Genomic DNA, 6551 nt, shown 5'->3' on the forward strand with positions numbered 1-6551 from the left:
GGGTTCGGGAAAAATGTTCACCATGCGTGCGGGTACGCCTCCCGCCACACCCGCGACGGGCGGCGGGGGTGGGTCCGTCAGAGGCGCTTGGGCAGCACGACCACGCGGCCGAAGAACTCGTCGATGCGGTGCACCACGTCGTTGAAGTCGTCCAGGTCGATCGGCTTCGTCACGTACGCGTTGGCCTGCAGCGTGTAGCTGCCGACGATGTCCGTGTCCGCGTTCGAGGTGGTCAGCACGACGATCGGGATGGTCCGCAGGTCCTCGTCCTGTTTGACGGCGCCGAGCACCTGACGCCCGTCCATCCGCGGCATGTTGAGGTCGAGCAGGATGACGTCGGGGCGGACGGCCTCCGTGTGCCGCCCCTCGCGGCGCAGGAACTCCATCGCCTCCTCGCCGTCGCCGACCACGTCGATCACCTTCTCGACATCGGAGTCCCCGAGGGCCTCCTCGATCATCAGCACGTCGCCCGGGTCGTCGTCCACCACGAGGATGCGCACCGGGTTCGGGCGGGAAGTGCCCATGAGTTACCTGCTTCGGTCGGGGGAAAAGGACTGACGCTCACATACCGGCGGGGAAATCTAGCCCATCACGGGACGATCCGCGACGCCGGGGAGGGGCGTGTCCGGCCCGCAGCCCAGCACCTCGTCGATGCCGGTGAGGCTCAGGACCCGCTGCACCGAGCCGGTGGCGCCGGTGACCCGCAGCCACCCGCCGTCGACCGCGGCGCGGTTGTCGCCCCGGACGAGCGCGGCGATGCCGGTCGAGTCGCAGAACGTCAGCTCGCCGAGGTCCACCAGCAGCCGGCGCTCGCCGGCCGCGACGAGCCGGTCGATCACGGCGTTGAGCGCCGGCGCGGTGCTCATGTCGAGCTCTCCGACGAGGCGAAGATGCGTGCCACCGCCGTCGCGCTCCTCGTGCGTGACGGTGAACGTCACCGTGCCCCCCTCGCTCCCGCCGCGACGGGATGTTTGCAGTGTGGCAAGTATACGCGGGAGGGTGTCGTGGGCCAGCCGGCGACGGCCCGACCCCGTCAGGCGGCGCCCGGCCGACCGAGCAGGCACCGACCCCGGTCCAGGTAGCGGGCCGCCCGGGGGAAGTCCCGCAGGACCCGGCCGTAGTACGCGAGGCTCAGCCCGAGCGCCGCGGGCGGCACGCCACGGCTGGTCAGGATCGTCACCAGCCACTCCACGAACTCGGTGAACAGCGAGCCGTCGTCCACGTAGAGGGCCGCGGCCAGGAAGTCCACCAGGTGTCCGAGGTCGCTCACCGTCGAGTCCAGCTGGGCCGATGTGTAGGACCGGGTCGCCGGCACCCGCTCCCGCAGGTCGGCCAGTGCGCCGTCGATCAGCTCGGCCCGCCGGGTGACCAGGCCGGCGTACTCGTCGTCGGCGAGGTGCGACAGGTCGGCCGCCGGCACCCGGCGTAGCGCCCGCTCGTCGGCGATCAGGTCGGCGGCGGACGGGGCGTCCGGCACCCACGCCACACCGAGCCGACGCGCCCAGCGGCCGTCCCCGCCGAAACCCCGCCCGCCCACCACGACCGGAACCTCCGACCGGCGGCACACCTCGATCATGCGGTGCGCGTGCGGCAACCGCATCGGCAGCGCGCAGGCCAACGCGACCGCGTCGGCGTCGTGCCGGTGCAGGTACGACACCAGGTGGGCGGCCGGAACGCTGGCGCCGAGGAAGGTGACCTGCCAGCCGCGCAGCCGCAGCACCTCGGCCACCAGCCGGGGCGGGAGGGCGTGCCACTCACCGTCCATGCAGGCCACCACGACGCGTCCCCGGCTCGGCCGGGGCACGGCGTGGGCGGCCACCGCGGCCACCACCCGCTCGCTGATGTGTGTGGCCGCGTGCTCCTGCGCCACGCTCCACTCGTTGCGCGCCCACCGCTCGCCGACCTCCGCCTGGGCGGGCGCCACCAGGTCCAGCAGGACACGCTCGGCGGACACCCCCCGCGTCAGCAGGCCCCGGGCCACCTCGATCGCGGCGTACTCGTCGGCCTCGTCGAGGCAGGCCAGGTAGCGGGGGTAGACGGCGGCCGTACCCGCGTCGGCGCCGGCGGTGGTGGTCACCCGCGCTCCGTCGCCGCGGCGCCCGGATCCGGAACCGCGTGCAGGTGACGCGGAGCGCGGCCGGCCGGCCCCGACGCCCGCAGCGCCAGGACGGCGATGTCGTCGTGGTCGCCGCGCCCGAGCCAGTCGCAGGTGACCTGCTCGACCCGTTCGGCCAGCGCCGGCGCGGGCATGCGGTGGCAGTCGGTCAACGTGTCGACCAGGCGTTCCGGGCCGAACTGCTCGTCACCGCGCCGACCGCCGCGCGCCTCGGTCACCCCGTCGCTGTAGAGCACGCAGGTCTCGCCCGGGGCCAGCCGCACGGTGGCCTCGCCGATGCGTGGATCGGGGACGACACCGATCAGCATGCCGCGCAGCGGGACGGTCTCGACCTCCCCGGTGGCGCGCAGCACGAGCGGGGGCAGGTGCCCGCCGCCGGCCATGGTGAGGGTCAGCCCGCCGTCGCGGTGCGGACGCACCACGCCGAGCACCAGGGTGGCGAACCGACCCTGGCCGTGGGCCTGGGTCGTCTCCAACAGCGCGTCGTTGAGCAGCCCCAGCAGCCGGCCCGGTTGCGACTCCACGCGGTGCAACGCCTGGAGGCACTGTCGCAACTGGCCGGTGAAGACGGCCGCCTCCACACCCTTGCCGGAGACGTCGCCGAGGAAGAAGACCGAACCGCCGTCGGGCAGCCGGTGCGACCCGTAGAAGTCGCCGCCGATGCGCAGTCCCGCCTGCGCCGGCCGGTACGCCGTGCCCCACTGCACACCCGCCGACTCGGCCGGCTCCACCGGCAGCAGGCTGGTCTGCAGGGTGTCGGCGACCTCGGCCTGGTCCCGGTAGAGCAGCGCGGTGGTCAGCGCGGCACCCGCCCGGGCCGCGAACGCGCGCAGCAACTCGACCTCGGCCTCGTCGTACCAGCGGGTGGCCCCACGCGCGACCAGCAGAACCCCGGCCGGTGCGTCCGAACCGGGCAGCGGCACCACCCGGGCGTCGGCGTCGCCCGCCGGCAGCCCGGGCAGCCATCCCGCCTCGGCCGCCTGCTCGACCAGCCAGTCCACCGCGTGCGGCTCCAGGCCGGTCAGGCCGTCGGCGATCGCGGCGGGCAGGTCGGCGGCCACGAGCACCCCGCTGCCCACCGTGGGCGCCTCGTCGTCGGCCCGGGACGCCCGCCACCACCGCGCGCGACCCGAGCGGGGGGCGAGCACCAGGACCGCCACGTCGGCGAGGGTCGGCACGGCCAGCCGGACGACCGCCGCCGCGGCGCGGTCGGGATGAAGGGGATTGCCGAGCTTCTCGCCGACGGCCGCCAGGAACGTCGAGCGGGCCCGCTCGGCGAGCAGCTCGTCGGCGCGGCTCACGCTCTCGGTGACGTCCTCGACGTACCAGCAGCAGCGCCCACCGGACAGCGGCACCCGGCGGGCCGTCAACCGCCGCGACCGGTGCGTGAAACCCGCCGGGTCGGGGTCGCCGGCCAGGCCGGCGACGCCGGACGCGGCCAGCACCTCCCCCGGGGTCACCTCCGGCAGCAGACGCCCGACGACCGGGCTCACGTGTCGGACGACACCGTCGGCGTCGCAGACCACCAGGCCCTCCCGGACGTGCTCCACGACCTCCGACCAGTCGGGGGCCGGGAGCGGGCGGTCGGGGGCGAGTGGCGGCAACGCGGCCGTCGGGCGGGCGGACGCGGCCGGGGACCACGCGGAGGCCCGCGCGGCACTCGGCGTGGAGACCCGTCCGTCGCCCGGGTCCCAGTCCCTGACGTCGGCGGCAGTCACCAGCTGAGCCCCACTCCTCGTCGCCCCGCGATGCCCCCGGGAAACCGGAGGCGGTGGTCAGATCCTTCCGCCCACCCTACGCCGCCGCGCCGACCGCGCCACCCCACGCCGAGGTGGGGGCGGGTCACCGGCGGCGCGCGCCGGTGGGCCCGGCCGCGGTGACGGGCGGCGGCGGGCGTCGATTGTTACGATCCCCGCACGGGAGCGGCAGTCAGGAAAGGCGTGATCGTGGTACCCCACGGGCGGACACCCGAGACGACACCGCTGACCCTGACCGTCGACCGGTCCGACCCGGACCGGCCGCTGATCCGGGTGGGTGGCGACCTGGCCTACACCACGGCGGCGCCGCTGCGCGACGAGATCGACCGCGTCCTGGCCGCGAAGCCGTCGGTCGTCGTCCTCGACTTCGCCGACCTGTCGTTCATCGACAGCACCGGGCTCGCCGTGATCGTGCACGCGTGGCGGGAGGGCCAGCCGGGCGGCACCGGCGTCGAGCTGCGCTCCGTGCCGCGCTTCCTGACCACGATCCTCGACCTCACCGGCGTGACCGGCCTGCTCGCCCGGCCGACCCCGGAGGCCGGGGTGAGCGATCCCGTCAGCCGCCCGGGCGCGGCGGGCACACCCGACCGGCCGGCGGCCAGCGCCTGATCCTCCGGTGACGTCCCCGCCCTCGGCTTGCGCGTACGCGCCGGCCTGCGACCATGAGGACATGGCCGCGCCGCTGTTGACGATCGAGGTGAGCCGCCACGACGGTGGGCGCGCCCGGGTCCGGCTGGCCGGTGAGCTCGACTTCGACACCGCGCCGCAGTTCGTCGAGGCCGTCAGCGAGCTGCGCCGGGACGGCTACCAGGCCCTCGACGTCGACCTCGCCGGGATCACCCGCTGCGACTCCTCCGGCCTCAGCGCCCTGCTCGTGGCCCACCGCGCCGACGGCGGCCCGATCCGGCTGACCGGCATCAGCCCCGCGCTGCGGCACCTGCTGGACCGCACCGGACTGACGGAGGTGCTGGCCGTGGCGTCGTCGTCCGGCGACGACCAGCGGGCCACCGGCTGACGCGCCGGACGGCCCACGGCGGGGTGGCCCCCGACCCTGGGACCTGGGGTCGGGGGCCGGAGTAGTGCCTACTGTGCGGTGACCGGCTGCAGCCGCGGCCCGTCGTCGCGCCGGTCAGCGGCCGACAGGGGCGGCTCCGCGTCCTCCGGCGGGCCGGCATCCGGCGTCTGGAACAGGTAACGGACGAACTCCCCACCTGCCTCGTTGTCGTCCGCACCGGGCCACTGACCGACGCAGTCCACGCCGATCACCTCCCGACCGGTGCCGTCGGCCTCCTCCAGCAGCGCCCACAGGCTCACCGGGTAGCAGCGGGTGGCCTCGGGCGAGAGGCGCCAGCGGGCGTACCAACCCGGCCGGGCGGGGACGATCTCGACGATCCGCTTCATGACGACCTTCCCTTCCGCGTACCTCGGAAGAACTCCGGTCACTGCCCCGATCGTGCGGGCCGGGCGGGTGACCGCCCCTCACCCCCGCCGGGTGAAGCCGGACCGACCGCCCGCCGACCCGACGAGGAGCGTCCGTTTCGCTCCCGGCGACCCCGGGAAGGCGACCGGCGGAACCATGGATCCCCAGCGGAAGGGTGCCACCATGCGCAAGCAGATGGAGGGTGACAACCAACGCCGCCGGACACTCGCCCGGCAGGCCCGCGAGCAGGGCCGGCAGCCCAGCGAGACGGGTGCGAGCCTGAGCGCGTCCAAGCAGCTCACCCACCTCGACCGGGGCAAGCGCGCCGGGCCGCCGCCGGCCGGCAGCCGGCACAAGCCGGACCCGACGCGCGGCGGGCCGTCCCCGCCGCAGGGCGGCACCCCGGCCAACCCCCGACCGCGGGTCACGCCGGGCGTCAACGCCGGGGGCGCGACCTCGGTGGGCTACCAGGACCTGGTGGAGAACGTACGGCGCCGGGCCGGGGTCGACTTCCGGACGGCCAAGGTGGGCGCCGAGGCCACCGTGCTGGTCCTGGCGTTCTCGCTGGGCCAGGCGGAACGCCAACGGCTCCTCGCGGCGGTGCCGCAGTCGCTGCACGACGTGCTGCCCGCCGACGGCGTCAAGGAGAGCCGGGACCTGCCCGGTTTCCTCGCCGAGGTGGGCCGGATCAGCGGCAACACGCCCGAACAGGCCCGCTACCAGGCCGCGGCGACGCTCGCCGCGCTCGCCGACGCCGACGGTGACCTGATCGAGTCGCTGCACGTACCGGAGAGCCTGCGGGAGCTCCTGGAACCGCCCGCGGTCGGCGGTGGCCTGGTCGGCGCGGACACCGCGTCGCCCCTGCTCGACAGGGTGGAGCTCGAGGCGGCGCTGAACGCCCTGCCGTACTGGTCCGGTGACGAGGGCGGCCTCTACCGGGTCGTCGCCCTGCCGCCGGACAACCTCGACCGGGTCCTGGATCGGGTCGAGCAGCTGCGGCAGGAGACCGGACGCGCGCCCGCGATCGCCCGCCCCGGCCGGACCGCGGCGGTGCTCACCGTCCGTTCCGGGCAGGCCGGCGCGGTTACCGCGGCCGACCTGGACCTGGCCCGCCGCGTCGACGACGCGATCGACGAGGCGGGCGCCGGGATGGCCGGCTGACCGCGGGGGGGGGGGGGGGGCCCCCCCCCCCCCCCCCCCCCCCCCCCCCCCCCCCCCGCCCCCCCCCCCGGCCGGGCCCAAAAACACCACCACACTG

8 protein-coding genes are annotated in these 6551 nt (G+C 75.5%); 3 read left to right on the forward strand and 5 right to left on the reverse strand.

The window, feature by feature from the left end; all coding sequences use genetic code 11:
- Window positions 1-77: 77 nt before the first annotated feature.
- The 4 genes from ACIBTV_RS21845 to ACIBTV_RS21860 form a co-directional block, all read right to left on the reverse strand.
- On the reverse strand, window positions 78-524 hold the full coding sequence (locus tag ACIBTV_RS21845) for a response regulator (RefSeq protein WP_396707501.1): 447 nt from the start codon (window positions 522-524) through the stop codon (window positions 78-80).
- Between the two features lie 57 nt (window positions 525-581).
- The gene (locus tag ACIBTV_RS21850; protein WP_396707502.1) at window positions 582-938 is read right to left on the reverse strand and encodes an STAS domain-containing protein; all 357 of its coding nucleotides are present in this window, start codon (window positions 936-938) and stop codon (window positions 582-584) included.
- Window positions 939-1033: 95 nt separating this feature from the next.
- Window positions 1034-2077, reverse strand: a complete 1044-nt coding sequence (locus ACIBTV_RS21855; protein ID WP_396707504.1) for a B12-binding domain-containing protein — start codon at window positions 2075-2077, stop codon at window positions 1034-1036.
- The gene (locus ACIBTV_RS21860; protein WP_396707505.1) at window positions 2074-3834 is read right to left on the reverse strand and encodes a SpoIIE family protein phosphatase; all 1761 of its coding nucleotides are present in this window, start codon (window positions 3832-3834) and stop codon (window positions 2074-2076) included. The genes ACIBTV_RS21855 and ACIBTV_RS21860 overlap by 4 nt, the downstream gene beginning before the upstream one ends.
- Before the next feature lie 222 nt (window positions 3835-4056).
- Between ACIBTV_RS21860 and ACIBTV_RS21865 the strand changes: the two genes are divergently transcribed.
- Window positions 4057-4482: an STAS domain-containing protein gene (locus ACIBTV_RS21865; protein WP_396707506.1), complete on the forward strand. Its 426-nt coding sequence runs from the start codon at window positions 4057-4059 to the stop codon at window positions 4480-4482.
- 61 nt (window positions 4483-4543) lie between these two features.
- Window positions 4544-4888, forward strand: coding sequence for an STAS domain-containing protein (locus tag ACIBTV_RS21870; RefSeq protein ID WP_396707508.1), 345 nt, complete (start codon window positions 4544-4546; stop codon window positions 4886-4888).
- Between the two features lie 68 nt (window positions 4889-4956).
- On the opposite strand, the gene ACIBTV_RS21875 is transcribed toward ACIBTV_RS21870, so the two are convergent.
- Entirely contained in the window at window positions 4957-5274 is a 318-nt protein-coding gene (locus tag ACIBTV_RS21875; RefSeq protein ID WP_396707510.1) for a hypothetical protein, read from the reverse strand.
- 202 nt (window positions 5275-5476) lie between these two features.
- Here ACIBTV_RS21875 and ACIBTV_RS21880 point away from each other — a divergent pair, with 202 nt between their 5' ends.
- The gene (locus ACIBTV_RS21880) at window positions 5477-6454 is read left to right on the forward strand and encodes a 4a-hydroxytetrahydrobiopterin dehydratase (protein ID WP_396707512.1); all 978 of its coding nucleotides are present in this window, start codon (window positions 5477-5479) and stop codon (window positions 6452-6454) included.
- Window positions 6455-6551: the final 97 nt, after the last annotated feature.

The organism is Micromonospora sp. NPDC049366 (genome assembly GCF_044466625.1).
Taxonomy (GTDB): Bacteria; Actinomycetota; Actinomycetes; order Mycobacteriales; family Micromonosporaceae; genus Micromonospora.